The organism is Aquimarina celericrescens (assembly GCF_042682765.1).
Taxonomy (GTDB): domain Bacteria; phylum Bacteroidota; class Bacteroidia; order Flavobacteriales; family Flavobacteriaceae; genus Aquimarina; species Aquimarina celericrescens.
Genome location: NZ_JBHUHY010000004.1, coordinates 1 through 25,453, shown reverse-complemented (window position 1 = coordinate 25,453; position 25,453 = coordinate 1). Strand labels below are relative to the sequence as shown.

Sequence of the window (25,453 nt, the reverse complement as noted above, 5' to 3'; positions counted from 1 at the left end):
CTATTGATCAAGTTTTAGTGTTCCTGATAATAATTTATTTCCATTTTTATCCTTTAGAAGCAGTACATCATCAGTTACAGTCTTGGTTTTTATTTCTAATAGGGCTTTGAAAAATTCTTGTTCTAAGGCAACTTTTTTTTCACAATACATTTTGGTAGCTATTGGGAATCCTAGTGAAATACTATCATCATTAATGGTATATTGGCTCGAAAATGTATTGCAGCCAGCATATCCTGAAATAGAGGTGTCTTTATTATTAAAAATTATATAGAGCTTTTCTTCAGAAACATCTTTTCCGTTAAGAGAATTTATATAATATTTCTTTTTTTCAGTTTCTTGAATTGTACTTTCTGGGTTATTATTTTTCTTTATAGTCTTACTGACGCATGTTTTTGTGTTTGATAATAAGGCTAAAGAAAATACTATAAGGGTTAAGGATTTCATAAGTATGTTTGCTTTTATAAAAAGATGTGTGTTAAAATAATAAATTTATTAGAATTCAGGTTTTTACTTGAAAAAATATATGTAATAACAGATTAAAATTTATTTTTGGTAGGAAAACTAAGGAAAACATTTATGAAGCCTGAAAGTAGAAAGCAAGAAATTATAAACGCTGCCGCTATTCTTTTCAAAGAAAAAGGATATAGTGCAGTGACTATGAGAGATTTGGCAAAAGCTATGGGGATAAAGGCTGCAAGCTTGTATAATCACATTCAGTCTAAACAAGAAATTTTATCTACAATAATTATCGATCTGGCAGAAAAGTTTACAGACGGAATGAACCAAATTGCAAACTCAAATAAGGAAGCTACTCAAAAACTGGAAAAGATTATAGATTTACATATAGATGTTACCCTTAGCAATGCAGATGGCTTGGCTTCTCTTAATAATGACTGGATGCACCTGGAGGAAGAAAATCTTCAGTATTTTGAAAAAATGCGTCATGATTATGAAGAAAATTTCAGAAACATTGTAAAAAAGGGTGTAGATCAAGGAGAGATAAAGTCGTTTAACATAGAGATTATGGTTTTCTCTACACTTTCTACCTTAAGAACACTTTATTTATGGTATCCAAAACAAAAAAACATCGATGCCGAGATATTAAAACATGACATGGTCTCGGTTTTACTAAAAGGGATTGTGTGATCGATGCTTCGTCATGCTGAAAATTAACAAATAATTATTTGTGTATGCAACTAACAATTGTTAGTTTTGCTTAGCTATAACGTTATAGTTAAAGAAGATATATGACAGACTTTTATCCCATATCGGTTGCTGAAGTTCAAAAGGAAACCAAGGATTGTACGGCTATCACCTTTGATATTCCTGAAGAGTTAAGAGAAAGATTCATGTTTAAGCAAGGTCAGCATCTTACCCTTAAAGCATCTATTAATGGTGATGATGTGAGACGGTCTTATTCGCTTTGCTCAAGTCCCTTAGAGAATAAATGGCAGGTAGCGGTCAAGAGAATACATGGCGGAATATTTTCAAATTATGCGAATGATACCTTAAAAGCAGGAGACGTATTAGAATTAATGCCACCTGTGGGAAACTTTTTTGTAGAAGTAGAACCTTCGATTGCCAAGAATTATGTGGTTTTTGCAGCAGGAAGCGGGATTACTCCTGTTTTGTCAATAATAAAAACTCATTTGGCATCTGAGCCAAATAGCACTTTCAAGCTCTTTTACTTGAATCGCAATGCTAAATCTATTATCTTTAAAGAAGAGATAGAAGCGTTAAGGAATACCTATTTTGGAAGGTTAGAAATATTTTATTTTTTAACGAAAGAACAGCGAGATATCCCATTGCTTAACGGAAGATTTACTGCTGAAAAAATACAAGAATTAACTGATAAGGTACTTGATGTTACCAATATTCATGAATGTTTTGTTTGTGGCCCGGAGGAGATGATTTTCATTATTCGAGATGGGTTAGAAAAAGCTGGTCTGTCCAAAGATAGAATTCATTATGAGCTTTTCTTTTCAGGAGCTACTGAAGAAGATAAAAAAAGAGCTGCTCAGGCAGTAGAGCATAAATTTGAAGGAACAAAAGTTACTATCATTGATGGAGGGAAAGAATTTCATTTCGCCATGGATGATGATTACGATAATATTTTAGATGGAGCCTTGGCAGCAGGAGCAGATTTGCCTTTTGCATGTAAAGGAGGAGTTTGTAGTACCTGTAAGTGTAAAGTTGTTGAAGGTGCTGTAGAAATGAAAATTAACTATGCATTAGAAGAAGACGAAGTGGCCAAAGGACTTGTGTTGTCTTGTCAGGCGGTACCTACAACTGAAGAAGTAGTCGTTGATTTTGATGTGTAAAACTCTATTGTTATGAGTGAAAAAGAAGTAAAAAACCTTAGTGCCAAGGGCACTCGAAGTCTTGAGGAAATTTTTGAGCAAAGAATTGCCAGAGATGAAAAAATTGAACCTAAAGATTGGATGCCAGAGAAATATAGGCAAACCCATATCCGGCAAATTTCGCAGCATGCACATTCTGAAATAGTGGGAATGCTGCCTGAAGGAAATTGGATAACCAGGGCGCCATCTTTACGTCGAAAGGTTGCATTATTGGCCAAAGTTCAGGATGAGGCAGGACACGGTTTGTACTTGTATAGTGCTTGTGAGACACTTGGGATTTCGAGAGACGAGTTGTATGAACAATTACACACCGGGAAGGCGAAATATTCAAGTATCTTTAATTACCCTACGATTACCTGGGCAGATATTGGTGCTATTGGATGGTTGGTTGATGGGGCTGCAATTATTAATCAGGTTCCACTTTGTAGTACTTCTTACGGTCCATATGCAAGAGCTATGGTTCGTGTTTGTAAAGAAGAAAGTTTTCACCAACGTCAGGGATATGAGATCATGACCAAACTTGCCAACGGTACATCAGAGCAAAAAGAAATGGCTCAAGACGCTTTGAACAGATGGTGGTGGCCATCCTTGATGATGTTAGGACCTACAGATGCAGAATCAGTGCATACCGAGCAATCGATGAAATGGAAATTAAAACGAAAAACCAACGATGAACTACGTCAGCAGTTCATAGATCAAACTGTTCCTCAAGCAGATTTAATAGGGCTTACCATTCCTGATCCAGATTTGAAATGGAATGAAGAGACTGGGCACTATGATTTTGGGGAAATTGATTGGGATGAGTTTTGGCAAGTAGTAAAAGGTCATGGTCCTTGTAATAAAGAAAGACTTTCGGCAAGGGTCAGTGCATGGGAAAAAGGAGAATGGGTGCGAGATGCAGCTATGGCATATGCCAAAAAACAAGAAGATAAAAAGCTTAAAAAAGCAATATGATAATTCTGAATACAGAATTCAAAACTCATAATTATGAAGAATAATTGGCCGCTTTGGGAAGTATTTGTAAGAAGTAAAAATGGTTTAGAGCATCGTCATTTCGGTAGCCTTCATGCTGCTGATGCAGAAATGGCGTTAGAAAATGCAAGAGATGTATACACTCGTAGGAATGAGGGAGTAAGTATCTGGGTGGTAGAGTCAAAACATATTACTGCTTCGAATCCAGAAAATAGTGGAGAACTTTTTGAGCCTGCTCAGGATAAAGTATATCGACATCCTACTTTTTACACGTTGCCAGATGAGGTAAAGCATATGTGATTGTGTAGTGCATAATAATTGCAATTCCTATAAAGATGGGAAACTTTTCAAAAGACAATTTTTAAGTCGAATAAAAAGATACCCGTGTATGCGGGCAGTGTTATGAAAAACGAGAATTTAATACAATATATTTACGGAATAGCTGATAATGCACTAATTCTGGGACAACGATTGTCCGAATTGTGTGGTCACGGACCCAGTCTTGAGACTGATATTGCTTTAACGAATATGGCATTGGATCTGTTGGGTCAAACCAGAAGCTACTATCAATATGTAGCGCGGCTAACAGGAGATGAAAAAACGGAAGATGACATTGCTTTTTTAAGGATAGAAAGACAATATAAAAATGTGCTATTGGTCGAGCAACCGAATAGGCATTTTGGATATGTCATCACGAGACAATTCTTTTTTGATGTTTTTCATTTGTTACTTTTACAAGAATTACAAAACAGTAAGGATGAAACCCTTTCAGCAATAGCTAAAAAAGGAATTAAAGAAGTAAGTTATCATCAGCGTTTTTCTTCAGACTGGATGAAAAGATTAGGCGATGGTACCGAGGAAAGTCATCAAAAAGTTCAGGAAGCTGTAGATGATCTTTGGAGATTTACCGATGAGCTGTTCCATTTGACAGAAGACGATAAAGAAGCTATTGAAACAGGGATAGGAATTGATGTCACTAAATTGAAGGAAAAGTATAATCAAAAAATAAAAGAAATTCTTGAAGAAGCAACACTAACCATACCTGAGATCAAATGGTTTCAAAAAGGAGGTAAACAAGGAATCCATAGTGAACACATGGGATACTTGTTAGCAGACTTACAGTATATGCAAAGAGCTTATCCAAACATGGTGTGGTAGCTAAATCTTTTTATGCGAAATCCGTGTAGATGAAATTCTCATTTTTAGTCCTTGATACAAACAATGACCATAGAACTAAAACAACATATCGACGCTAACTTAATTCCGATTCTTGAAAAAGTTCATGATCCGGAGATACCTGTATTATCTCTTATGGACATGGGAGTGGTTCGTTCTGCTTATCTCAAGGATGATGTCGCTTATATCAAAATTACACCAACATATAGTGGATGCCCTGCTATGGATGTTATGGGTGAAGATATCATCAAAGCGTTTGCCGATATGAATATTGAAGCCAAAGTTTCTTTGGTGTTATCTCCTGCCTGGACTACAGATTGGATCACTCCTAAAGGAAGAAAGGCTTTAGAAGAATATGGTATCGCAGCACCATTAGAAGAAAATGCAGATAAAGAGGCTTTACTTGGAAATAAAAAAATAGTAAAATGTACGAATTGTGGATCTACGAACACAAAATTAGTAAGTCAATTCGGGTCTACAGCGTGCAAAGCACTATTTCAATGCGAAGATTGTCTGGAACCTTTTGATTATTTCAAATGTCTCAAATAATATGCTTGGATTAAGAACGACTATATACAAAGTAGATAACCTGGCGAAGGCTAAGAAATGGTATTCCCAAGCTTTTGAGAAAGAGCCTTATTTTGACGAACCTTTTTATGTAGGATTCAATATTAGAGGATACGAATTGGGATTGCTTCCAGAAGAAGTGAGTAAAAATGAAAAATCTGATAGCATACTATCTTATTGGGGGGTTGAAGATATCGAAGCTGAATATCAAAAATTAATCGATTTGGGAGCGGTAGAACATGAGAAACCTACAAATGTAGGAGGAGAACTCATGGTGGCTTCAGTCAGATGTCCATGGAACAATATAATAGGAATTATTTATAATCCAGAATTTAAAATAGAAAATTAATATGCCTTCAATCGAATTACAAATCGAGAATGGAGTGGCGCGAGTAACCCTCAATCGTCCAGAAACCTTTAATAGCTTCAATAGAGAGATGGCGTTGCTGTTACAACAAACATTGGATCACTGTAACACTAATGACGAAGTTAGGGCAATTATACTTACAGGTAACGGAAAAGCATTTTGTGCGGGCCAGGATCTTAACGAAGTTACTTCGCCAGAATTAAATCCTGGGTTCAGAAAGATATTAGAAGAGCATTATAATCCGATAATTGAAAGAATACGGTCTATAGAAAAGCCAATTATTGCCGCAGTAAACGGTGTTGCTGCTGGTGCCGGGGCCAATATTGCTTTAGCGTGCGATATCGTAGTGGCTGTAGAGAACGCTAGTTTTATTCAGGCTTTTAGTAAAATAGGATTGATTCCCGATAGTGCCGGAACCTTTTTCTTGCCTAGACTAATTGGTTTTCAAAAAGCCTCTGCATTAATGATGTTAGGAGATAAAGTAAGTGCAAGCGAAGCTGAACAACTCGGAATGATATACAAAATGTTTTCTGTTGAAAATTTTGAGGAAGAAGTTGCTAAACTAGCTTCAAAAATTGCTAAAATGCCGACTAAGGCTTTAGGCTTGACCAAGAGATTATTAAATCAATCTATGGTAAATAATCTGGATCAGCAATTGGGTATGGAATCTGACTTGCAAATAGAAGCCGCAGAAAGTGAAGACTATGCAGAAGGTGTAAACGCATTTATAGAAAAAAGAAAACCTGTGTTTAAAGGTAGATAAGTTAAAAATATAAAACAGAAAAATGATAAATGTAAAAGTATTTAAGAACAGAAAGCAACTTTTACATTTTACATTTTACATTTATGATTTGTAAAGTAGGAATAATAGGTTCTGGAACAATGGGAAGTGGTATTGCACAAGTAGCAGCTACCGCAGGTTGTTTGGTAAAAGTATTTGATACGAATCTTGAGGCGCTAGATAGAAGTAAACAAGCCTTGGAAAAGATTCTCTCTCGTTTAGTAGAAAAAGGAAGAATAGATGACACAGAAAAACGTCGTATTCAACAAAATATATTGTATGTAGATGATTTAAAAGATTTAAAAGATGCTGATCTTACCATCGAAGCGATTATCGAGAATTTGGAAATAAAAAAGAAGGTGTTTTCAGAATTAGAAGGTTATGTCTCAGAAAACACGATTATTGCTTCGAATACTTCTTCATTATCCATTGCTTCAATTGCTTCATCTTTACAAAAACCTGAACGATGCATTGGGATTCATTTTTTTAATCCCGCACCTCTAATGAGACTGGTAGAAGTAATTCCTGCCGTACAAACTTCTCAGGAGGTTACAAATCAGGTAGTTCACATTATTAAAGATTGGAAAAAAGTCGTTGCTATTGCAAAAGATACCCCAGGGTTTATTGTAAATAGAGTGGCCAGGCCTTATTACGGAGAGTCTCTACGAATTTTAGAAGAAGGCATAGCTGATGTTAGCGCTATAGATGAAAGTTTAAAATCTCTAGGTGGTTTTAGAATGGGGCCTTTTGAATTGATGGATTTTATAGGCAATGACGTGAATTATACAGTTACAGAAACAGTTTTCAAAGCTTTTTATTATGATCCAAGATATAAACCTGCTTTTACACAAAAAAGATTAGCAGAGGCAGGGTTTTTAGGTAGAAAGTCCCGAAAAGGGTATTATAACTACGATGAAAATGGAAAAACTAGTTCTCAAAATATAAATACTGTTGTCACTTCGAGCCTGCCTGCCGGCAAGGCAGGTGAAGTTGGGAAGAAATTATCTAGAAAAGAAATTTCTCAATATATTTTTGATAGAGTATTAGTTATGCTGATCAATGAAGCCGCAGATGCTTTGTTCTGGAATATTGCCTCCGCTGAAGATATTGATAATGCCATGACCAAAGGAGTAAATTACCCAAAAGGATTATTATCCTGGGCAGATGAAAAAGGAATGGATTGGTGCGTTGATAAGCTGGACCACTTGTATGACGAATATCGTGAAGACCGATATCGATGCAGCCCTCTGTTGAGAAAGATGAAGAGGGAAGAAAAGAAGTTTTTTAATTAGAGGTGAGTCCGTTAGAGGTGAGTTTGTGAGTACTCAAAGTTTATTCAAAATAAAAGATGAAAAGTAAATATCATTTCAAGTTTGAAGATCTAATGATTTATAATAAAGCTATTGACTTTGGTGAATCTGTAAATAATCAAATTCATACTTTTCCGAAAGAAGAGACATATAGACTTGCTTCACAGTTTACAAGAGCTGCAGATTCATTGGCCTTAAATATTGCCGAAGGTTCCTCAAGTTCAAGTGCTCAATTTAATAGATATCTGCAAATGGCATGGGATAGTGCGCATGAGTGTATCGTTTGCAGTACGAAGGCTAGATTAAGAGGATTTATTACTGAAGAGCAAGATGAAAAAAATAGAGCAAATATTACAGAACTATCCAAAATGATTACTTCGTTTAAAAAACATTTGAAATCTAAAATAGAATGAATATTGAAAGAAAATAACTCACTTACTCAAAAACTCATGGACTCAAAGGCCATACCCGTAAAGATGCTCTCACAAGATGCGTTCAGTACTTGGTTGGGTATTGAAATCCTTGAGGTTGAAAAAGGCAGATGTAAAGTAGGGATGACGGTACGAAAAGAGATGTTAAATAGTATGGGAAAGGCTCATGGAGGAATATCGTATAGTCTGGCAGACACTGCTTTTGGATTTTCTGCAAATACTCATGGTAAATACGCGGTGTCTATAGAAACATCGATTAACCATATCGAGGCACTGGAAGAAGGTGATTACCTAACTGCAGAAGCCACGGTTGATGTAACAAAGACCAAGGTAGGATTTAATATTGTTGAAGTAAAACGGGAAGATCAAATCGTTGCGCTTTTCAAAGGAGTAGTTTACAGAACAAGTAAAAACTGGGAATAGATAAAATATAAAACCAAGAAATGTGAAATTTTAAAGTTCTCACTTCATTATTTGTATTCAGACTTTATTATTCAGTATTCAAAATTCGATATTTAATGGAAGCATATATCATAGACGGAGTAAGAACTCCAATAGGAAGTTATAAAGGGACTTTGTCTACAATTCGTACCGATGATTTAGGGGCTTTGGTGATCAAAAAACTAGTTGAACAAAACCCCGGTATTCCCAAAGAAGCTTATGATGATGTGATTATGGGATGCGCCAATCAGGCGGGAGAAGATAATCGTAATGTAGCCAGAATGGCTTTGCTACTCGCAGGATTACCATTTTCTGTTCCCGGCGAGACGGTTAATCGTTTATGTAGCTCGGGTTTATCGGCTATCATTCATGCGAACCGAGCTATCAAAGCTGGTGATGGTGATTTGTTTATTTCGGGTGGAGTGGAGAATATGACCAGAGGTCCTTATGTGATGGCGAAGCCTTCTTCAGCTTTTGGAAACGATTCTAAAATGTATGATTCTAGCTTCGGATGGCGTTTTGTGAATCAAAAAATGCAGGAATTATATGGTACAGATGGTATGGGCAATACTGCGGAGAATTTGGTAGAAAAATATAATATCTCCAGAGAAGATCAGGATGCCTTTGCCTATTGGAGTCAGATGAAAGCAACCAAAGCTCAACAATCCGGTAGATTGGCAAAAGAGATCACTACAGTTGAAATTCCGCAAAGAAAAAAAGACCCAATTCAATTTTCTAACGATGAGTTTGTAAAACCGACTACGACTAAAGAAATATTAGGAAAGTTGAGACCTGCTTTCAAAAAAGATGGAAGCGTAACCGCTGGAAATTCTTCAGGATTAAATGATGGTGCGGCAGCTACGATTATTGCTTCAGAAGATGCTGTCAAAAAATACAATCTAAGACCATTAGCTCGAATTGTAAGTTCTGCTGTAGTAGGTGTTGAACCTAGAATTATGGGTATTGGTCCGGTTCAGGCTTCGAATAAGGCATTAGAAAAAGCAGGGATTAAAATGAAGGATATTGATATCATAGAGCTTAATGAAGCATTTGCTTCTCAGGCACTGGCCTGTATACGAGAATGGGGATTGGCAGATGATGATCCAAGAATAAATCCCAACGGAGGGTCAATCGCCATCGGACATCCATTGGGAGTGACAGGAACCAGAATTGCATATTCTGCTGCATTAGAATTGCAAGAACAAAAGAAACGCTACGCTTTGATTACCATGTGTGTAGGAGTAGGCCAAGGATATGCTTGTGTAATAGAGCGAGTGAGCTAGCTAGTAGGTGAGTAAGTGAGTACATATGTTCTCTTTGCTTTCTTTGAGATTAGAAACATATTGGAATTAAATTGATATTTCAGCGCAGACTGCAATCTGCTTATAGAAGAAGATATTAAATAAATAATAACTAAAAAACTCCCGGTAAACTCTCTCTCCTTTTGGGAGAGGGTCGGGGTGAGGGCTATGAAAAAATTAGAAAGCTATATCAACGGTAAATGGGCTTCGGGTTCTGGCGATGGACTTATAATGCATGATGCCATTACCGGTGAAATTATTGGACTATCGACTACAGCCGGATTAGATATTCCTGAGGTATTGCAGTATGGCAGAACCAAGGGAGGTGAAGTACTCAGAAAAATGACTTTTCAGGAACGAGGAAACATGCTAAAAAAGTTAGCCTTGTATCTTACCAAAAGAAAAGAAGAGTTTTATGAGCTAAGCTATCGCACCGGGGCCACCAGGGTGGATAGCTGGATTGATATAGAAGGAGGTTTTGGCAACTTATTTGCTAACGCATCCTTAAGAAAGCTTTTCCCCAATCAGCCCTATCATGTAGAGGGTGATCCTATCGACCTTTCTCGAGGGGGCCGTTTTATGGCACATCATATTTTAGTACCTAAAAGAGGGGTTGCTGTGCATATTAATGCTTTTAACTTTCCTATTTGGGGAATGTTAGAAAAATGTGCAGTAAACTGGATGGCAGGAGTACCTGCAGTGGTATTGCCAGCACCGCAAACCGCATATCTAACAGAAGCTGTAGTACGTGTAATTGTAGATTCTGGTATTCTTCCGGAAGGTGCATTACAATTACTTAGTGGAATGACCAAAAATATACTCGATACAGTAGAATCTCAGGATGTGGTAACGTTTACAGGTTCTGCTCATACTGGTAAAGTATTAAAAGCCCATCCACGTTTGATCGAAGAATCGGTACCTTTCACGATGGAAGCCGATTCTTTAAACGCTTCAGTATTAGGAAAAGACGCAATACCGGGAACGCCAGAGTTTGATCTGTTTATCAAAGAGGTGCGAAAGGAAATGACAGTAAAATCTGGTCAGAAATGTACAGCCATACGAAGAATTATTGTGCCTGCAAATCTTGTTGAAGATGTACAAATCGCATTGGCACAACAATTGGATAAAGTGACCATTGGTGACCCTAGACTCAAAGAGGTCAGAATGGGTGCCTTGGCAAGTAAACAACAAGTAGACAGTTTTAAAAATAATGTATCAGAGATTGCCAAAACTGCTCAAATGGTATATGGCGATCTCGATAAGATAGAAACCGTTGGGGCTGACGCTCAAAAAGGAGCTTTTGTATCTCCAATTTTGTTACGAGAAGACAATCCCTTCAAGAATACCGAAGCGCATAGGATTGAAGCTTTTGGACCGGTTTCTACCATCATGCCCTATGATACGTTGGATGATGCGATTACCTTAGCTCAAATGGGGAAAGGTTCGTTAGTATCTTCGATTTTTACATATGATGACAAAATAGCTAGAGAATTTGTTGTGGGAGCCGCTTCTCATCATGGACGAATTTTGGTTGGGAATCGTGAGAATGCCAAACAAAGTACCGGCCATGGTTCACCACTACCCATGCTTACTCATGGTGGTCCTGGTCGCGCAGGAGGTGGAGAAGAAATGGGAGGTATGCGTGGAATAAAGCACTATATGCAACGATGTGCAGTGCAAGGCACTCCAACGACTTTAACAGAAATTACAGGAATCTACCAGGCAAATGCAGCCTATAAGGTCTCAGAAAAACATCCTTTTGCCTATCATTGGGAAGATATCGAGCCGGGTATGTCGCTCCAAACGCATAAGCGTACCGTTACAGATACCGATATTATCAATTTTGCGAATCTCACCTGGGATCACTTTTATGCGCATACAGATATTACGTCTTTAGATGGAAGTATCTTTGAAAAGCGAACAGCTCACGGATATTTTATTCTGGCAGCGGCAGCAGGATTGTTTGTGTATCCTAATAAAGGACCTGTAGCGGCTAATTACGGATTAGAAGAATGTCGTTTTTTAAGACCGATTTATCACAATGATACCGTCTACGTAAGATTGACCTGTAAGCAGAAAATTGATCGCGATCACCGGGGAAAAGAATTGCCTAGTGGCATTGTAAAATGGTTTGTAGAGGTATTTGATCAGGAAGATGAATTGGCAGCAATTGCTACAATATTAACGATGGTACAGAAAAAATCACCATTTATACAAGTGGATCGATCAAATATTAAAGGATATTTATCAAAACTAAAAGAAGATGCGAAACCCAAATGGGGAATGATGACGCCACAACATATGGTAGAGCATTTAGAATATACCATTAGAATAGGATCTGGCGAAATTCAGGATTTTGAAATTGCTACACCTCTAGATAAATTAGAAAGAGTTCAGGAAATGATTTATAATCATAAGCCTATGCCCAAAGACCATAGTCATCCTTTATTAAAAAAAGGAACACTAGAGGATTTGAAATATGAAGATTTGTCTGCCGCTAAAGCTAAATTGTTAGAAGCTTATGATGAATTTGAAACCTATTTCAAAGAAAACCCAGAAGCAACAACAAAAAACGCTGTATTTGGAGCAATGAATAAGTTCGAATGGGATTTATTAAATACGAAGCACATGAATCACCACTTTGAACAATTCGGGATATTAGAATAAGAATTAAAAATATAAAACCGTAAAAAGTAAAAGTTTTGAATGGAATTAAAAAATATGACCTTCAACAGAGATTAGTAAAGTTTTCTTCTAGTATTATTTTAAATATAAATACATTGAAAAAAAATTTTGCTTCAGAACATTTGGCTAAACAATTGATACGTTCCACTACTTCTGCGGCACTAAATTATGGAGAAGCTCAGGGAGCAGAATCAAAAAGGGATTTCGTGCATAAAATGAAAATTTTTTAAAAGGAGTTAAGAGAGTCTCAGGTCAACTTGCAAGTTTTACAAGAATCAGAATTAATTCAAGATATGGAAAGTTTTGAGAATATTATAAAAGAGTGTAAAGAATTAGTAGCCATTTTCACTTCAAGCATAAAAACATCAAGTACGAAATGATTTTCTAAGAAAATGATAAAGTTTTAAACATTACTATTTCCTTTAAACTTTTACATTTTGCACTTAAAATTTGAACTTAAGAAATGTAAAACCGCAAAATATAAAATGATAAACGATAAAGTTTTAAGCATTACTATTTCCTTTAAACTTTTACATTTTGCATTTAAAATTTAAAATTTATTTTGACACAACCATACGTAAAGATAGCTATAGAAAATGGAGTAGGAATGATTGAGTTTTTTCATCCTGCTCATAATTCATTACCGGGAGATATTCTGGCAAAACTTGCTCAAACAATAACTGAAGCAGGTACTAACGATGAGATAAAAGTAATTGTACTAAAAAGTGGAAAAGACCGAACTTTTTGTGCAGGAGCAAGTTTTAAAGAATTAATCAATATTAATGATGCAGAGACAGGAAAAGTGTTTTTCTCAGGCTTTGCTAATGTGATTAACGCCATGCGAAAATGTCCAAAATTTATTATCGGTCGTGTACAAGGTAAAACTGTAGGTGGCGGAGTAGGACTTGCTTCTGCGACAGATTATTGTATGGCCACAAAATATGCATCTATTAAATTAAGTGAACTCAATGTGGGCATAGGACCTTTTGTTGTGGGGCCAGCTGTTGAACGTAAAATCGGCTTATCAGCCATGTCTCAAATTGCGATCGATGCAAACACTTTTTATAGTGCAGAGTGGGCTAGAGATAAAGGATTGTTCACTAATGTTTTTGAAGACATAGAAACTCTGGACGCAGAAGTGAAAGCATTTGCAGAGCACCTTTGTACATATAATCCTGATGCAATGCGTGAGATGAAAAAGGTATTTTGGGACGGTACAGAACATTGGGATACACTCCTGACAGAAAGAGCAGTAATAAGCGGAAGGTTGGTGTTGAGTGATTTTACGAAGGAGACATTAAAACGATTTAAATAAATTCCTGCGGAGGCAGGAATCTCTAATAAAGTAATGAAAAAACTCTGGTATGTCTATATCATGGCAAATAAGTCTAACAAAGTTATTTATATTGGATGTACGGATGATTTAGAAGCTAGGATAATAGAGCATAAAAACAAAGTTTTCAAGAAATCATTTACCGCAAGATATAACTGTAACAAGCTGGTATATTTTGAAGAATTTGAAAATGGATTGGAGGCTTCTAAAAGAGAAAAGCAAGTGAAGAAATGGAAAAGAGGTTGGAAAGACAATTTAATAAACGAGATGAATCCAAGTTGGATGGATATTTCTTTAAATTGGTCAAATAGTGTTAATTCGATTTACAAAATTAAAAGATTCCTGCCTACGCAGGAATAAGTTATGATTTACGCATTCAAAGGATACATACCTGTAGTGCACAAAAGCAGTTTTGTGCATCCACTTGCTGCAGTTACCGGTAATGTAGTTATTGGTAAAAACTGCTATGTAGGTCCGGGAGCCGCAATTCGTGGGGATTGGGGTGAAATTATTCTAGAAGATGGTGTTAACATTCAGGAAAATTGTACAGTGCATATGTTTCCAGGGAAATCAATTGTACTAAAAGAAAGTGCCCATGTGGGTCACGGAGCGGTAATTCATGGGGCTAATTTAGGACGTAATTGTTTAATAGGAATGAATACTGTAATTATGGATGATGCCGAGATTGGTGAGGAATGCATTGTGGGAGCGATGTCTTTTATAAAAGCCAATGTAGTTTTTCCGAAACGTAGTTTAATTGTTGGTAACCCTGCAAAAATAATTAGAGAAGTGAGTGATGAAATGATAGATTGGAAAACCAAAGGAACCAAATTGTATCAACAATTACCGGCCGATTGTTTTGAATCTTTGCGAGAAGTTGAGCCGTTAAGAGAAGTGCCAAAAAACAGACCTACTCAAGAATCGTTTTATAAAACATTAGAAGAGTTTAAGGGAAAGTAAACAGTATGGAAAGAATCGAAGCGTTACAACAAGAATTACAATCTCATCGGGATACGTTGATTATGCATCCTTTGTATCATCAGATCAATGATATCACGAACATACAAACATTTATGAAGCATCATGTATTTGCGGTGTGGGATTTTATGTCATTGGTAAAGAGTCTACAAGAAAATCTCACTACAATTTACAATCCGTGGATACCTGCATCCAATCCTGTACTAGTTAGATTTATCAATGAAATTGTTTTGGCAGAAGAAAGTGACTTTAATAAAGAAGGAAAGCCAATGAGCCATTTTGAGATGTATCTCGAAGCGATGGCAGAAGTGAAGGCAGATACCACTCAAATTAAAGAATTAGTTAGTCAGATTGCTAAAGGTGTTTCAGTGCGGCAAGCATTAAAAAACTTAGATATAGATCAGAAAATTAAGGAGTTTGTGTCTTATACTTTCGATATTATTGACTTGCAAAAGCCTCATATAACTGCTGCAGTATTTGCAATGGGTAGAGAAGATTTAATTCCGGATCTATTTCTGGAAATTGTGAAAAAACTACAAAGTAATACGAATACATCTGTTAGCAAACTAGTATATTATCTTGAGCGCCATATCGAATTAGATGGCGATACGCATGGTCCATTAAGTTTAAAAATGATCGAAAATCTATGTGGCAGTGATGATATTAAATGGAAAGAAGCGCAATATTACGGGGCCGTTGCTTTAGAAAAACGATTGATATTGTGGAATAGTATTAGCGATGCCTTAACACAAAAAGAACGAGTTTTATCGTAAATTAATTTTTAAAAATAAACTAACAAACATTAGTTAACCAAGTATGGCGACAGTTGAATTGAAAATGCCTAAAATGGGTGAAAGTATATCGGAAGCTACCATTCTCAATTGGTTGAAAAAAGTTGGTGATACCGTTGAAGAGGATGAAACCATTCTTGAGGTTGCTACAGATAAGGTTGATTCTGAAGTACCCTCACCTTGTAATGGGGTTATTTCTGAGATACTGTTCGAACCTAATGAAGTGGTTGAAATAGGTAAGGTAATCGCTATTATTAATGCTGATGGCAGTACTAAGGTTAAAAGCTCATTATCTGAAGAATCAAAACCTTCAGAAAAAGTAGAAACTGAACCAAAAGAAACCATTCAATCTACAAAAGGAATAATAAGTAGTTCTGAATTTAAGTTCCGAAATTCAGGAGAAAATGATGGTTTTCTATCGCCATTAGTTATTAGTATAGCCCAAAAAGAGAACCTTACTATTGAAGAGATTCAAAGTATTGATGGTACAGGAGAGGGTGGACGTATACGGAAAAGTGATGTGATGCAATATCTCAAAAACCGAAAGTACCCATTGCCTAGCAGACCACAAGCTAATGTTTCTAAATCTACTTATAAGGCACCACCCATATCCTTTGTAGAAGGTAAAGACAGGATTGTAGAGATGGATCGTATGCGCAAAATGATCGCAGATCATATGGTGTACTCCAAACATACTTCTCCCCACGTAACGAGTTATATTGAAGTGGATGTCAGCAATATTGTGAATTGGAGAAACAGGGTGAAAGAGGAGTTTTTGACCAAACATGGTGAAAAACTTACGTTTACTCCAATTTTTGTTGAAGCAGTTTCCAACGCAATTGCAGCTTATCCTATGATTAATGTTTCGGTTGATGATAAAAAGATAATAGTACACAAGGATATCAATATAGGTATGGCGACAGCATTGCCGAGCGGTAATCTGATTGTTCCTGTGGTTAAGAATGCAGATGAAAAAAATCTTTTAGGATTGGCGAAAAATGTGAACCATTTGGCAAATAGTGCTAGAAATAACGCTTTAAAACCAGATGAAATAGGTGGAAGTACATTTACAATTTCTAATGTAGGAACTTTTGGTAGTTTAATGGGAACTCCTATTATCAACCAGCCAGAAGTAGCCATATTAGCCTTAGGAATCATTAAGAAAAGACCAGAAGTGATCACTACAGATAAAGGAGATGAAATTGCAATTAGAAGTATGATGTATTTATCCTTATCCTTTGATCATAGAGTGGTTGATGGGTTTTTAGGAGGCTCTTTCTTGCGTAAAGTAGGAGATGAACTAGAAGCTTTTGATATAAATAGAGAAATATAGTAAATGCGCAAGGACTTCCTGACGGTAGGCAGGGATAGTAGTAGCATCTTTTTTGAAGTACCCTGAGGTTCTCGAAGGGTACGAAATTAAAAAGATATAACGAATAGCCCAACCCGCCACAGGTAGGGATGCGCCCAAAATAAATAAAAATGGAATCACAAATTAAAATTACTAAGACTTCGAATTCAGGATTAAAAGATATTGATTTTGATAATATTCCGTTAGGTACAGTATTTACGGACCATATGTTTGTATGTGATTATGAAAATGGCGCATGGCAAAATCCTAGGATAGAACCCCTCAAGCTTATTCCAACACATCCTGCAGCTATGGCATTGCATTACGGTCAGGCCATTTTTGAAGGAATGAAAGCAACTGTTGGTAAAGATAATACTCCGTTGCTTTTTAGACCCGAAGAGAATGCCAAACGTTTTAATCATAGCGCGGTAAGAATGGGTATGCCAGAGATTCCTGAAATACTTTTTGTAGAAGCAGTAAAGCGAATCGTGGGAGTGGAGCATGCCTGGATACCACCACAAGATGGAAGTGCATTGTATCTAAGACCATTTATGTATGCCGATGAACCTTTTATAGGCATGCGAGCTGCAACAAGTTATAAGTTTATCGTCATTTGTTCTCCTGCAGGGCCTTTTTTTACAAAAAAGATAAAGTTGTATGCCGAGACTGAATTTATTCGCGCTGCCAACGGAGGTACAGGTGAGGCCAAAGCAGCTGGGAATTACGCTGCAGCTATTCTTCCTACAGAAAAAGCCAAAGCCAAAGGATATGATCAAGTACTATGGCTGGATGCCAATGAGCATAAATATGTACAGGAAGTAGGAACCATGAATATCTTTTTTAAGGTGAATGGTAGATTTATTACTCCAAGTACAGACGGATCAATCTTAAAAGGAATAACTAGAGATAGTGTAATCACATTACTAAAAGATAAAGGGTTTGAAGTTGAAGAACGCCCAATCACGATAGATGAGGTTATTCAATTTCATAAAGAAGGAATGTTGGAAGAAGCTTTTGGAACAGGTACGGCTGTGGCTATAGCTATGGTGGAAGCAATAGGGTATAAAGATGAAGTAATCACTTTACCCCAAGAAAATCCGGTAAGCCATGATATGAAAACCACATTAGACGAAATTAAAACCCAAAAAAGAGAAGATCAACACGGGTGGATTGTACCGGTACCCATAGAAGAAAAGGTAGGATCATAAGAATTTATAAATTACGAATTTGGATTTACGAAGGGTAAAGTAGTACTATAAAACTTGTGCAAGGGATAGAAGTGACATCCTTTTTTGAAGTACCCTAAGGTTGTACACTGAGCTTGTCGAAGTGTACTCGAAGGGTGTTTCATTAAAAGATATAACGGATAGCCCGGCCCGTAGGGATGCACCCAAATCAAAACTCGTAAATCGCATATCAAAAAGGAAAGAATATGTTAGCCGAAAAAACGATTGCAAAAGAAATATTACAGGAAGCATTTTTAACACTTTGTAAAGCAAAGGCAATGACAGCCTTATACGAAGAAAACTTCAAAACAGTGTCAAAATATGTCCATGCAACCTCGAGGGGGCATGAGGCGATACAGATTGCCACTGCAATGCAATTATTACCTCAGGATTATGCATTTCCTTATTATCGTGATGATGCCATGTTATTGGGAATAGGTATGCGTCCATACGATTTGATGTTACAATTGTTGGCTAAAAAAGATGATCCATTTTCTGGGGGGAGAACCTATTATTCTCATCCAAGTTTACGAGATGATGATAAACCTAAAATACCACATCAATCTTCGGCAACAGGTATGCAGGCCATACCCGCAACAGGAGTAGCTTTGGGAATGCAATATAAAGAATTAGTGCATCTTGATGATAAATCGATCAAAGAAAAACCTTTGGTAGTATGTTCCTTAGGAGATGCTTCGGTTACCGAAGGTGAAATTGCTGAGGCCTTTCAGATGGCTGCCCTAAAACAATTGCCTATTCTGTATTTGGTACAGGACAATGGATGGGATATTTCTGCTAACGAAGCAGAAACCCGTGCTCAAAATGCGTTTGAATATGCTGCTGGTTTTCATGGTTTGGATGCAATTTCTATCGATGGAGCTAACTTTACAGAAAGTTATCTGGCTATTGAAAATGCCATTCAAATTGTTCGAGAGGAAAGACGACCTATTTTAGTGCATGCTAAAGTTCCGTTATTAAATCATCATACATCTGGAGTACGAATGGAATGGTATCGTGATGATTTGGAAGAAGCTCGTTCCAGGGATCCTTATCCAGTACTAAAGAATCAATTATTGGATAGTGGTTTTTCTGAAGATGACCTTACCACTATTGAAGAAGAAGCAAGAACTCTTGTAGCCGCAGATCTAAAACAGGCTTTGAAAGCTGAAGATCCCAAGCCTGAAGACTTGTTTACTCACGACTTCGCACCTACATCTATTACCGAAGAAACAGGAGAACGATCTCCATCAGATAAGGATGAAGTAGTCATGGTAGATTGTGCATTGTTTGCTGTTGAAGAACTAATGAAACAACATAAAGAATGCCTGCTATACGGCCAGGACGTTGGAGGAAGATTAGGGGGTGTTTTTAGGGAAGCAGCTACGCTGGCACAAAAATTTGGAGATGAACGTGTATTTAATACTCCGATTCAGGAAGCTTTTATTGTAGGCTCTACAGTGGGAATGTCTGCTGTGGGTTTAAAGCCTATTGTCGAAGTACAATTTGCAGATTATATCTGGCCTGGCTTAAATCAATTATTTACCGAAGTAAGTAGATCTTGTTACCTTTCTAATGGAAAATGGCCAGTATCTATGATCCTTAGAGTTCCCATAGGAGCTTATGGAAGTGGAGGGCCTTATCATTCATCTTCAGTAGAATCTGTATTGACCAATATTCGGGGGATTAAAATTGCCTATCCTAGTAATGGAGCTGATTTAAAAGGGTTGATGAAAGCAGCATATTATGATCCTAATCCTGTGGTGATTTTGGAACATAAAGGATTGTACTGGTCAAAAGTAAAAGGAACTGAAGCGGCAAGAACCATAGAGCCTGCCGAAGACTACATATTGCCTTTTGGTAAAGCTAACACTGTACAACGTATTTGGCCAGAGGATGAAAAAGAAACATTGACAGTAGTAACCTACGGAATGGGAGTACATTGGGCATTAAATGCTACAAAAGATATAAAAGATATTGTAGAAATTATCGATTTACGTACGTTATACCCTTTGGATGAAGAAACGGTGATGCAGTCGGTGAAGAAGACAAAAAAATGCCTTGTAGTCACAGAAGAGCCAACTAATAACTCTTTCGTCAGAGCCTTGGCGGGAAAGATCCAGGAAGAATGTTTCAGATATCTGGATGCTCCGGTAATGACGATCGGTTCTGAAAATATGCCAGCAATCCCGTTGAATAGCACATTAGAAGAAACTATGATTCCTTCTACAGAAAAAGTAAAGGTTAAAATAGATGAGTTGTTGAAATATTAAGCTCGAACCCTATTTTTATGATAAGATCTTTTGCTTATCAACAAATCGCGAGAGAGTTTCCATTTGCGCTCTTATCGATCCAGTAGAGTTTACATAAGTGTTATCCTGCTCTTGGTTTATAATTCTGGCTTTTATGTTATCGTCCAATTGCAGTTGTATCATCTTTCTAATTTTTGAATAGACATCTGTATCAAGTATAGGAGTGATCACTTCAATTCTGTGATCAAGGTTGCGGGTCATCCAATCGGCAGAACCAATATACATTTTTTCATTCTCATCATTACCAAAAATATATACTCTACCATGCTCTAGAAAACGATCAACAATACTGGTAATGTAAATGTGTTCGCTTTGGCCTTCAATACCTGGAACCAGGCAACAAATTCCTCTTATAATGAGTCGTATTTTTACTCCTGCATTATTGGCTTCATACAATAAATCTATCATTTTATGATCTTGAAGACTATTGAGCTTTAGAATGATATAGGCATTTTTTCCGGACTTGGCGTTTTCAATTTCTGTTTTTACCAGTTTCTCAAAAGTACTTCGAGTGGTGAACGGAGAAATAAGGAGGTTTTTTGTTTTAGGAATGATAATATCTCCTTCTAAAAGTTGAAAAACCTGATTCAATTCGGAAGTTATTTTCTTGTTAGCAGTCATTAATCCAAAATCAGTATATATTTTGGCAGTTTTTTCGTTGAAATTTCCCGTACTGATATATCCATAGGCTTTAGGAATATTATTTTCCATTCGTTCTATTAAAAGAATTTTAGAGTGTACTTTGATACCAGGATAGCTATATATCACTTTTGCCCCGTTTTCTTCTAAAATTTTACCCCAGCGTATGTTATTTTCTTCGTCAAACCTTGCTTTGGTCTCTATGAAAACGAAAACTTCTTTTCCATTTTTTGCAGCATTTAATAAGGCATCGGCAAGTTCGGATTTTTTGGCAATTCTATATAAAGTTACTTTAATTCGAATAACATCTTTATCTTCTGAAGCCTGACGTACAAGACGTAATAGATCATCAAAAGATTCATAGGGATAATAAAGTAGTCTATCTTTTTTAGTAATTGCATCGAACATATCCGAAAACTGCTGAAGCTCTGGTTCAGGAACAGGTACTAATCGCTCTTCTGAAAGTTTTTTGCCGGTAGGATTCGGAAAATCAAAGAAATCTTTGAAATTATGATACTTTCCACCAATTAGAATATCGGTCTCATTGGCATCTAACATTTTTTTAATGTGTTCAAGTAATTCAGAAGGCATAGTATTGTCTATAAGAAGTCGCGTTACTTGCCCGGTATTCCTGTTACCTAACGAATCTTTGATCTTAGTAAGTAAATCTCCAGAATATTCGTTATCAATATATAATTCTGCATCTCTTGAGATTTTGATAGCATGAAAAACCGACGGCTCTTTTTGCTTATAAAATTTTGCAAAATTATGTTTCAGGATATCATCAATAAAAGTGATATAATGGATGTCACTTTTTGCCGGAAATGTTATGAATCTTGGAGAATCTGAAGGAATTTTTACTACAATAAGTTCTTCATTATTTAATAACGCAGTTAAATACAGTTCTTCATTTTCTATAAAAACAGTCTCATCACCATCTTCCGTATTTATATTTAGTGTAAGCGTATTCTCTAAGTATTCTTGATAATAATCTTCTGCAAACTTTTTTTGAGCATCAGAAAATTGTTCACAGCTAATTAGCTGAATCCCCTCCTCTTTAAGTTTGGGGACGATATGATTTATAAAAATATCTCCAAATTCTTCTTGTTGAAGATGTACCTGCTTTTTAATTTTTTTCAAAAGCTTATTAGGTTTGGTAATCAGTTTTTTTCGTAGCGGTTTATCCAGATTTTTAATTTTCCTAATGTCTGATACACGTACTTTGAAAAATTCATCAAGGTTGGAAGAAAAAATAGCAAGAAACTTAATTCGCTCATACAGAGAATTACTTTGGTCTGCGGCTTCCTGTAAAACCCTGTGATTGAAACGTAGCCACGATAAATCTCTATTATAATATTTTTTTGAAATTAATTTCATTTTCTGTGTATCACTTGAATTTTATAAATGTAACTATGCTGCCAATTTAATTTTGCAATTATAAATTAGATTTAGGTTATTTTAATGTAAAAAAAACATAAATTTTAAGGGGGCTATCGATTACGCTTAACGATCAGCAGTCATTATTAAATTGATCTTTTCTAAATTCTTACAACTCTAAAAGAATGAATACTAAGGCAATCAAGTCTAAAAGAGTAGTGATCATCACAGCTATGGTAGTGTAGATTACTAAATCAAAATAAGCTACTGCACTTTTGTATACCTGAAATCAATGCGCAACCACAAGGAATGCAACAGCATATGAAGAAAAACCAAAGTATTGTTTAATGACCTAAGCTGTTTAAGCTTATGCCTTTTAAGTATTTCTTTCATTGTTACTTCTGGTAGTAGTGCATTTATTTCTGTGCTAAGATGAACAAGAAAATTAAGAGTGGAGTTTATCAAAAGCTTAATGTCTGGTATGATCGTAGCGGGAACGTATCAATGTTCCATATTGTTTAAATTATATAGGCCGCTAATGCTTCATTAAAAAAAGTAACTCCATCGTTTTGATTAATTTTGGAGACAGGTAAAACAGCTCCTTTAAAACCACGAGTATACCATTTTCCGTTTGTCAATGAACTAAAACCGGATGTGTCTATACTGTCATAGCCTCTATAACCACTTATGTAGAAGTAATAGTCGCCAATCATTTTATCTGGAATTGCAAGGCCTAATCTAAGTGAGATCGCAGAATCATTTTCTAGCTCTACAAAAGCTCCAGTATCAAAATGATGAGGCCAAATCCTGATATCAGATTTTAAACGTTGATTTTCTAAGAATATTTCTAAAGTTCGTTGTGCGAGTGTTCTAAAATCAGCTAACTCGTGAAGTCTTTTTACATCATTGAGTTTGAATTCAAAATGACCTGTAACAGGGTTATAGGGTAATCTGTAGTGCAGGTTGTATTTATAGGGTTCATGAATATTGGCTTCTTCAGCTGTTTGCTGTATCCATTTTAAAATTTCAGCATGTGTAGTTTGGTTTAATCGTAATGAACTTTTTGAATTTTTTGTATTCCATTCTAAAGTAAATCGATTATAATTTAGAGAAAAAACATCGCCATTGTCATTTAAGGGGTGTGTTGACAAGCTTCTTTCCTCAATTGAAAATCCTAGATTGGTATGGCTATCGTCTTCTTTTTTTTCAAGAAAACTACTTCCTGCAGCGGCCAGGTACTGAGCTGCTAAGTGCATTTGAGTCGTCATGTTTTGTTGATTTATTAGTGAATATTTGACGTGTGATGTGTTTTAAAATTAGGGAGGTAAGGGGTATTTACTGTTCTAAAAATACTAAATTTTAACAATATCCATCATGAACTGATTTTCAAGACTTATTTGAGGCTATAAAAGGATAACTATATCTGTGATTGACAAAAGAAACAATATTCAATCAACTGACAAATATCATAGTTTAATTACTAATTGGTCGATATTTTTAGAGTCACACTACAAGAATCATTTTTTCATTTTTACTAATCATTCATTAAAAATTAAAATCATGAAAAAAATAATTTTAGGTTTACTTGTTTTTGGATTAACCATCCCAACTTTCGCTCAAGACGTAGAGCAGTTAGCTGAAGTATGGATAATAGCTACAAATTATAAATATCTCAGTGGAACTGATGCTGAAGATGAAGCTCTGCCGGTCGAATTACTTCAACGTAAGGTGGCTACTTATGATATAAAGAGTTCAGATATTTATGATGATGAATATGATCATTATGAAGTAGCATTTTATATTCCAGAAGGTAAAATTTTGGCCGCTTATGATAAGGACGGTAAAGTTTTGCGTACTGTAGAAAAATTTAAGAATGTAAAGTTGCCAGTAGCAGTATCAAGATCTATACAAAAAAGATTCCCTGGATGGACTGTAACCAAAGATGTATATTTGGTTAATTACAATGATAAAAGCGGGAAAGCAAAAAAAATGTATAAACTTAGATTAGAAAATGGGGATAAACTCATTAAGGTAAAAACCGATGATGAAGGTAAATTTCTTTAAAATGAAAAAGTATGAAATTGGGGCACAGATTTCTGTGCCCCAATTTTTTATTTTCCTAACATTAACAGCTCATTACAGACTACTTCAGTAACATATCGCTTTTTACCTTCACTATCTTCATAACTTCTGGTAGTTAATTTACCTTCTACAGCAATTTCTTGCCCCTTATTTACGTATTTTTCAATAATGTCTGCAGTTTTACCCCAAGCGATAATATTATGCCATTGGGTGTCTGTGATTTTATCGCCTTTTTTATCATAATAATAGTCATTGGTCGCAATAGAAAATTTAGCTAATTTTTTACCTGATTCCAAGTTTACGATTTCAGGTTCTTGTCCTAAGTTTCCAATCAACTGTACTTTGTTTTTAAGCGTGTTCATAATTTTTATTTTTTGTGTTAAACAATTGATACTATCGAGTTCTTATGTTTCGACGATGCAAACATAGATCAGGAAAACATGGAGATTCGGTTGGGAAGTATTTAATTTCGTTTGTAACCGTTTGTAGTCGTTTAAAAACTTTTAAAATATTGATTATAAATATTTTGAAATTGAATGCGGTATCCTATTATTTTAATTAGAAATGAGTATTTTTAGATATATATAATATATGAGTACATTAGTGTGCTTATTTGTTTGTTGTAGCACATTANATCATGCCTTGGAAAAACACAACAACTATGGAACAAAAAATTGAATTTATCTGTGAATGGCGTACTGGAAAATATACCATCACAGAATTATGCAAAAGTTTTGGAATCTCCAGACCAACAGCTTATAAATTGATTGATCGATTCGAAAACCAAGGCTTTGAAGGTCTAAAAGAACAATCCAGAAAACCAGGAAAACATCCTAATGCAACCGATCAAAAAATCATTGATGGTATTCTTAAATTAAAAGAAAAACACAAACTCTGGGGAGCTAAGAAAATTAGAACTTTATTGTTTAAAGAGTTTGCTGAAGAAGAAATCCCATCGGTGGTAACTGTTCATAAT

Annotated in this window: 26 protein-coding genes and 1 pseudogene; 23 read left to right on the top strand and 4 right to left on the bottom strand. The window is 35.9% G+C overall.

The window, feature by feature from the left end; genetic code table 11:
* Window positions 1–444 carry an META domain-containing protein gene (locus ACFSJT_RS07260; protein WP_378319574.1) on the bottom strand — a complete coding sequence of 148 codons (444 nt, stop codon included), beginning with the start codon at window positions 442–444 and terminating at the stop codon, window positions 1–3.
* Between the two features lie 132 nt (window positions 445–576).
* On the opposite strand from ACFSJT_RS07260, the gene ACFSJT_RS07255 reads away from it, so the two are divergent.
* The 21 genes and pseudogenes from ACFSJT_RS07255 (at window position 577) to ACFSJT_RS07155 (ending at window position 20,340) form a co-directional block, all read left to right on the top strand.
* The gene (locus ACFSJT_RS07255; protein ID WP_378319573.1) at window positions 577–1,146 is read left to right on the top strand and encodes a TetR/AcrR family transcriptional regulator; all 570 of its coding nucleotides are present in this window, start codon (window positions 577–579) and stop codon (window positions 1,144–1,146) included.
* Window positions 1,147–1,247: 101 nt separating this feature from the next.
* Complete coding sequence (gene paaE / locus ACFSJT_RS07250; RefSeq protein ID WP_378319572.1) at window positions 1,248–2,321, top strand: 1,2-phenylacetyl-CoA epoxidase subunit PaaE; 1,074 nt, start codon at window positions 1,248–1,250, stop codon at window positions 2,319–2,321.
* 12 nt (window positions 2,322–2,333) lie between these two features.
* Window positions 2,334–3,314, top strand: coding sequence for a 1,2-phenylacetyl-CoA epoxidase subunit PaaA (paaA, locus tag ACFSJT_RS07245; RefSeq protein ID WP_378319571.1), 981 nt, complete (start codon window positions 2,334–2,336; stop codon window positions 3,312–3,314).
* A 33-nt stretch (window positions 3,315–3,347) separates the two neighbouring features.
* Window positions 3,348–3,632 (top strand): 1,2-phenylacetyl-CoA epoxidase subunit PaaB, encoded by a 285-nt coding sequence (paaB, locus tag ACFSJT_RS07240; RefSeq protein WP_378319570.1) that lies wholly within the window; start codon window positions 3,348–3,350, stop codon window positions 3,630–3,632.
* Between the two features lie 102 nt (window positions 3,633–3,734).
* The gene (paaC, locus tag ACFSJT_RS07235) at window positions 3,735–4,490 is read left to right on the top strand and encodes a 1,2-phenylacetyl-CoA epoxidase subunit PaaC (RefSeq protein ID WP_378319569.1); all 756 of its coding nucleotides are present in this window, start codon (window positions 3,735–3,737) and stop codon (window positions 4,488–4,490) included.
* Window positions 4,491–4,553: 63 nt separating this feature from the next.
* On the top strand, window positions 4,554–5,057 hold the full coding sequence (gene paaD / locus ACFSJT_RS07230) for a 1,2-phenylacetyl-CoA epoxidase subunit PaaD (protein ID WP_378319568.1): 504 nt from the start codon (window positions 4,554–4,556) through the stop codon (window positions 5,055–5,057).
* A 1-nt stretch (window position 5,058) separates the two neighbouring features.
* Window positions 5,059–5,424, top strand: a complete 366-nt coding sequence (locus ACFSJT_RS07225; RefSeq protein WP_378319567.1) for a VOC family protein — start codon at window positions 5,059–5,061, stop codon at window positions 5,422–5,424.
* 1 nt (window position 5,425) lies between these two features.
* Complete coding sequence (locus tag ACFSJT_RS07220; RefSeq protein WP_378319566.1) at window positions 5,426–6,205, top strand: enoyl-CoA hydratase-related protein; 780 nt, start codon at window positions 5,426–5,428, stop codon at window positions 6,203–6,205.
* Window positions 6,206–6,288: 83 nt separating this feature from the next.
* The gene (locus ACFSJT_RS07215; protein WP_378319565.1) at window positions 6,289–7,515 is read left to right on the top strand and encodes a 3-hydroxyacyl-CoA dehydrogenase NAD-binding domain-containing protein; all 1,227 of its coding nucleotides are present in this window, start codon (window positions 6,289–6,291) and stop codon (window positions 7,513–7,515) included.
* Between the two features lie 56 nt (window positions 7,516–7,571).
* Window positions 7,572–7,946: a four helix bundle protein gene (locus ACFSJT_RS07210; RefSeq protein WP_378319564.1), complete on the top strand. Its 375-nt coding sequence runs from the start codon at window positions 7,572–7,574 to the stop codon at window positions 7,944–7,946.
* 36 nt (window positions 7,947–7,982) lie between these two features.
* A complete protein-coding gene (locus ACFSJT_RS07205; RefSeq protein WP_378319811.1) occupies window positions 7,983–8,387 on the top strand; it encodes a PaaI family thioesterase in 405 nt (134 codons plus the stop codon).
* Between the two features lie 95 nt (window positions 8,388–8,482).
* Entirely contained in the window at window positions 8,483–9,688 is a 1,206-nt protein-coding gene (gene pcaF / locus ACFSJT_RS07200) for a 3-oxoadipyl-CoA thiolase (RefSeq protein WP_378319563.1), read from the top strand.
* A 186-nt stretch (window positions 9,689–9,874) separates the two neighbouring features.
* The gene (gene paaZ / locus ACFSJT_RS07195) at window positions 9,875–12,373 is read left to right on the top strand and encodes a phenylacetic acid degradation bifunctional protein PaaZ (RefSeq protein WP_378319562.1); all 2,499 of its coding nucleotides are present in this window, start codon (window positions 9,875–9,877) and stop codon (window positions 12,371–12,373) included.
* Window positions 12,374–12,408: 35 nt separating this feature from the next.
* Window positions 12,409–12,771 (top strand): annotated as a pseudogene (locus ACFSJT_RS07190) (four helix bundle protein).
* A gap of 182 nt (window positions 12,772–12,953) precedes the next feature.
* Window positions 12,954–13,706: an enoyl-CoA hydratase/isomerase family protein gene (locus tag ACFSJT_RS07185; RefSeq protein ID WP_378319561.1), complete on the top strand. Its 753-nt coding sequence runs from the start codon at window positions 12,954–12,956 to the stop codon at window positions 13,704–13,706.
* A gap of 33 nt (window positions 13,707–13,739) precedes the next feature.
* Window positions 13,740–14,084, top strand: a complete 345-nt coding sequence (locus tag ACFSJT_RS07180) for a GIY-YIG nuclease family protein (RefSeq protein ID WP_378319560.1) — start codon at window positions 13,740–13,742, stop codon at window positions 14,082–14,084.
* 3 nt (window positions 14,085–14,087) lie between these two features.
* Window positions 14,088–14,684 carry an acyltransferase gene (locus ACFSJT_RS07175; protein ID WP_378319559.1) on the top strand — a complete coding sequence of 199 codons (597 nt, stop codon included), beginning with the start codon at window positions 14,088–14,090 and terminating at the stop codon, window positions 14,682–14,684.
* Between the two features lie 5 nt (window positions 14,685–14,689).
* Window positions 14,690–15,475, top strand: coding sequence for a DUF3050 domain-containing protein (locus ACFSJT_RS07170; protein WP_378319558.1), 786 nt, complete (start codon window positions 14,690–14,692; stop codon window positions 15,473–15,475).
* Window positions 15,476–15,518: 43 nt separating this feature from the next.
* Window positions 15,519–16,826 (top strand): dihydrolipoamide acetyltransferase family protein, encoded by a 1,308-nt coding sequence (locus tag ACFSJT_RS07165; RefSeq protein WP_378319557.1) that lies wholly within the window; start codon window positions 15,519–15,521, stop codon window positions 16,824–16,826.
* Window positions 16,827–16,975: 149 nt separating this feature from the next.
* Entirely contained in the window at window positions 16,976–18,052 is a 1,077-nt protein-coding gene (locus ACFSJT_RS07160; RefSeq protein WP_378319556.1) for a branched-chain amino acid aminotransferase, read from the top strand.
* A 224-nt stretch (window positions 18,053–18,276) separates the two neighbouring features.
* Window positions 18,277–20,340, top strand: coding sequence for an alpha-ketoacid dehydrogenase subunit alpha/beta (locus ACFSJT_RS07155; RefSeq protein ID WP_378319555.1), 2,064 nt, complete (start codon window positions 18,277–18,279; stop codon window positions 20,338–20,340).
* 15 nt (window positions 20,341–20,355) lie between these two features.
* Here ACFSJT_RS07155 and ppk1 read toward each other — a convergent pair whose 3' ends face one another.
* Both ppk1 and ACFSJT_RS07145 read right to left on the bottom strand, forming a co-directional pair.
* Window positions 20,356–22,395 (bottom strand): polyphosphate kinase 1, encoded by a 2,040-nt coding sequence (ppk1, locus tag ACFSJT_RS07150; protein WP_378319554.1) that lies wholly within the window; start codon window positions 22,393–22,395, stop codon window positions 20,356–20,358.
* Between the two features lie 518 nt (window positions 22,396–22,913).
* Window positions 22,914–23,663, bottom strand: a complete 750-nt coding sequence (locus ACFSJT_RS07145) for a hypothetical protein (protein ID WP_378319553.1) — start codon at window positions 23,661–23,663, stop codon at window positions 22,914–22,916.
* Window positions 23,664–23,955: 292 nt separating this feature from the next.
* Between ACFSJT_RS07145 and ACFSJT_RS07140 the strand changes: the two genes are divergently transcribed.
* Window positions 23,956–24,459, top strand: coding sequence for a nicotinate-nucleotide adenylyltransferase (locus tag ACFSJT_RS07140; RefSeq protein ID WP_378319552.1), 504 nt, complete (start codon window positions 23,956–23,958; stop codon window positions 24,457–24,459).
* A 47-nt stretch (window positions 24,460–24,506) separates the two neighbouring features.
* Here ACFSJT_RS07140 and ACFSJT_RS07135 read toward each other — a convergent pair whose 3' ends face one another.
* On the bottom strand, window positions 24,507–24,839 hold the full coding sequence (locus ACFSJT_RS07135; RefSeq protein WP_378319551.1) for a single-stranded DNA-binding protein: 333 nt from the start codon (window positions 24,837–24,839) through the stop codon (window positions 24,507–24,509).
* 299 nt (window positions 24,840–25,138) lie between these two features.
* On the opposite strand from ACFSJT_RS07135, the gene ACFSJT_RS07130 reads away from it, so the two are divergent.
* On the top strand, window positions 25,139–25,453 hold a 315-nt coding region (locus tag ACFSJT_RS07130), incomplete at its 3' end, for a helix-turn-helix domain-containing protein (protein WP_378319550.1).

Excerpts from the sequence above, each read along its gene's own strand:
- ACFSJT_RS07205 (WP_378319811.1), top strand. The coding sequence starts at position 7,983 with ATGGACTCAAAGGCCATACCCGTAAAGATGCTCTCACAAGATGCGTTC.
- ACFSJT_RS07260 (WP_378319574.1), bottom strand. The coding sequence starts at position 444 with ATGAAATCCTTAACCCTTATAGTATTTTCTTTAGCCTTATTATCAAAC.
- ACFSJT_RS07165 (WP_378319557.1), top strand. The coding sequence starts at position 15,519 with ATGGCGACAGTTGAATTGAAAATGCCTAAAATGGGTGAAAGTATATCG.
- ACFSJT_RS07135 (WP_378319551.1), bottom strand. The coding sequence starts at position 24,839 with ATGAACACGCTTAAAAACAAAGTACAGTTGATTGGAAACTTAGGACAA.
- ACFSJT_RS07225 (WP_378319567.1), top strand. The coding sequence starts at position 5,059 with ATGCTTGGATTAAGAACGACTATATACAAAGTAGATAACCTGGCGAAG.
- paaD (WP_378319568.1), top strand. The coding sequence starts at position 4,554 with ATGACCATAGAACTAAAACAACATATCGACGCTAACTTAATTCCGATT.
- paaE (WP_378319572.1), top strand. The coding sequence starts at position 1,248 with ATGACAGACTTTTATCCCATATCGGTTGCTGAAGTTCAAAAGGAAACC.
- ACFSJT_RS07255 (WP_378319573.1), top strand. The coding sequence starts at position 577 with ATGAAGCCTGAAAGTAGAAAGCAAGAAATTATAAACGCTGCCGCTATT.
- ACFSJT_RS07155 (WP_378319555.1), top strand. The coding sequence starts at position 18,277 with ATGTTAGCCGAAAAAACGATTGCAAAAGAAATATTACAGGAAGCATTT.
- ACFSJT_RS07180 (WP_378319560.1), top strand. The coding sequence starts at position 13,740 with ATGAAAAAACTCTGGTATGTCTATATCATGGCAAATAAGTCTAACAAA.
- paaZ (WP_378319562.1), top strand. The coding sequence starts at position 9,875 with ATGAAAAAATTAGAAAGCTATATCAACGGTAAATGGGCTTCGGGTTCT.
- ACFSJT_RS07175 (WP_378319559.1), top strand. The coding sequence starts at position 14,088 with ATGATTTACGCATTCAAAGGATACATACCTGTAGTGCACAAAAGCAGT.
- ACFSJT_RS07160 (WP_378319556.1), top strand. The coding sequence starts at position 16,976 with ATGGAATCACAAATTAAAATTACTAAGACTTCGAATTCAGGATTAAAA.
- ppk1 (WP_378319554.1), bottom strand. The coding sequence starts at position 22,395 with ATGAAATTAATTTCAAAAAAATATTATAATAGAGATTTATCGTGGCTA.
- ACFSJT_RS07215 (WP_378319565.1), top strand. The coding sequence starts at position 6,289 with ATGATTTGTAAAGTAGGAATAATAGGTTCTGGAACAATGGGAAGTGGT.
- paaC (WP_378319569.1), top strand. The coding sequence starts at position 3,735 with ATGAAAAACGAGAATTTAATACAATATATTTACGGAATAGCTGATAAT.
- ACFSJT_RS07210 (WP_378319564.1), top strand. The coding sequence starts at position 7,572 with ATGAAAAGTAAATATCATTTCAAGTTTGAAGATCTAATGATTTATAAT.
- pcaF (WP_378319563.1), top strand. The coding sequence starts at position 8,483 with ATGGAAGCATATATCATAGACGGAGTAAGAACTCCAATAGGAAGTTAT.
- ACFSJT_RS07140 (WP_378319552.1), top strand. The coding sequence starts at position 23,956 with ATGAAAAAAATAATTTTAGGTTTACTTGTTTTTGGATTAACCATCCCA.
- ACFSJT_RS07220 (WP_378319566.1), top strand. The coding sequence starts at position 5,426 with ATGCCTTCAATCGAATTACAAATCGAGAATGGAGTGGCGCGAGTAACC.
- paaB (WP_378319570.1), top strand. The coding sequence starts at position 3,348 with ATGAAGAATAATTGGCCGCTTTGGGAAGTATTTGTAAGAAGTAAAAAT.
- ACFSJT_RS07170 (WP_378319558.1), top strand. The coding sequence starts at position 14,690 with ATGGAAAGAATCGAAGCGTTACAACAAGAATTACAATCTCATCGGGAT.
- ACFSJT_RS07145 (WP_378319553.1), bottom strand. The coding sequence starts at position 23,663 with ATGACGACTCAAATGCACTTAGCAGCTCAGTACCTGGCCGCTGCAGGA.
- paaA (WP_378319571.1), top strand. The coding sequence starts at position 2,334 with ATGAGTGAAAAAGAAGTAAAAAACCTTAGTGCCAAGGGCACTCGAAGT.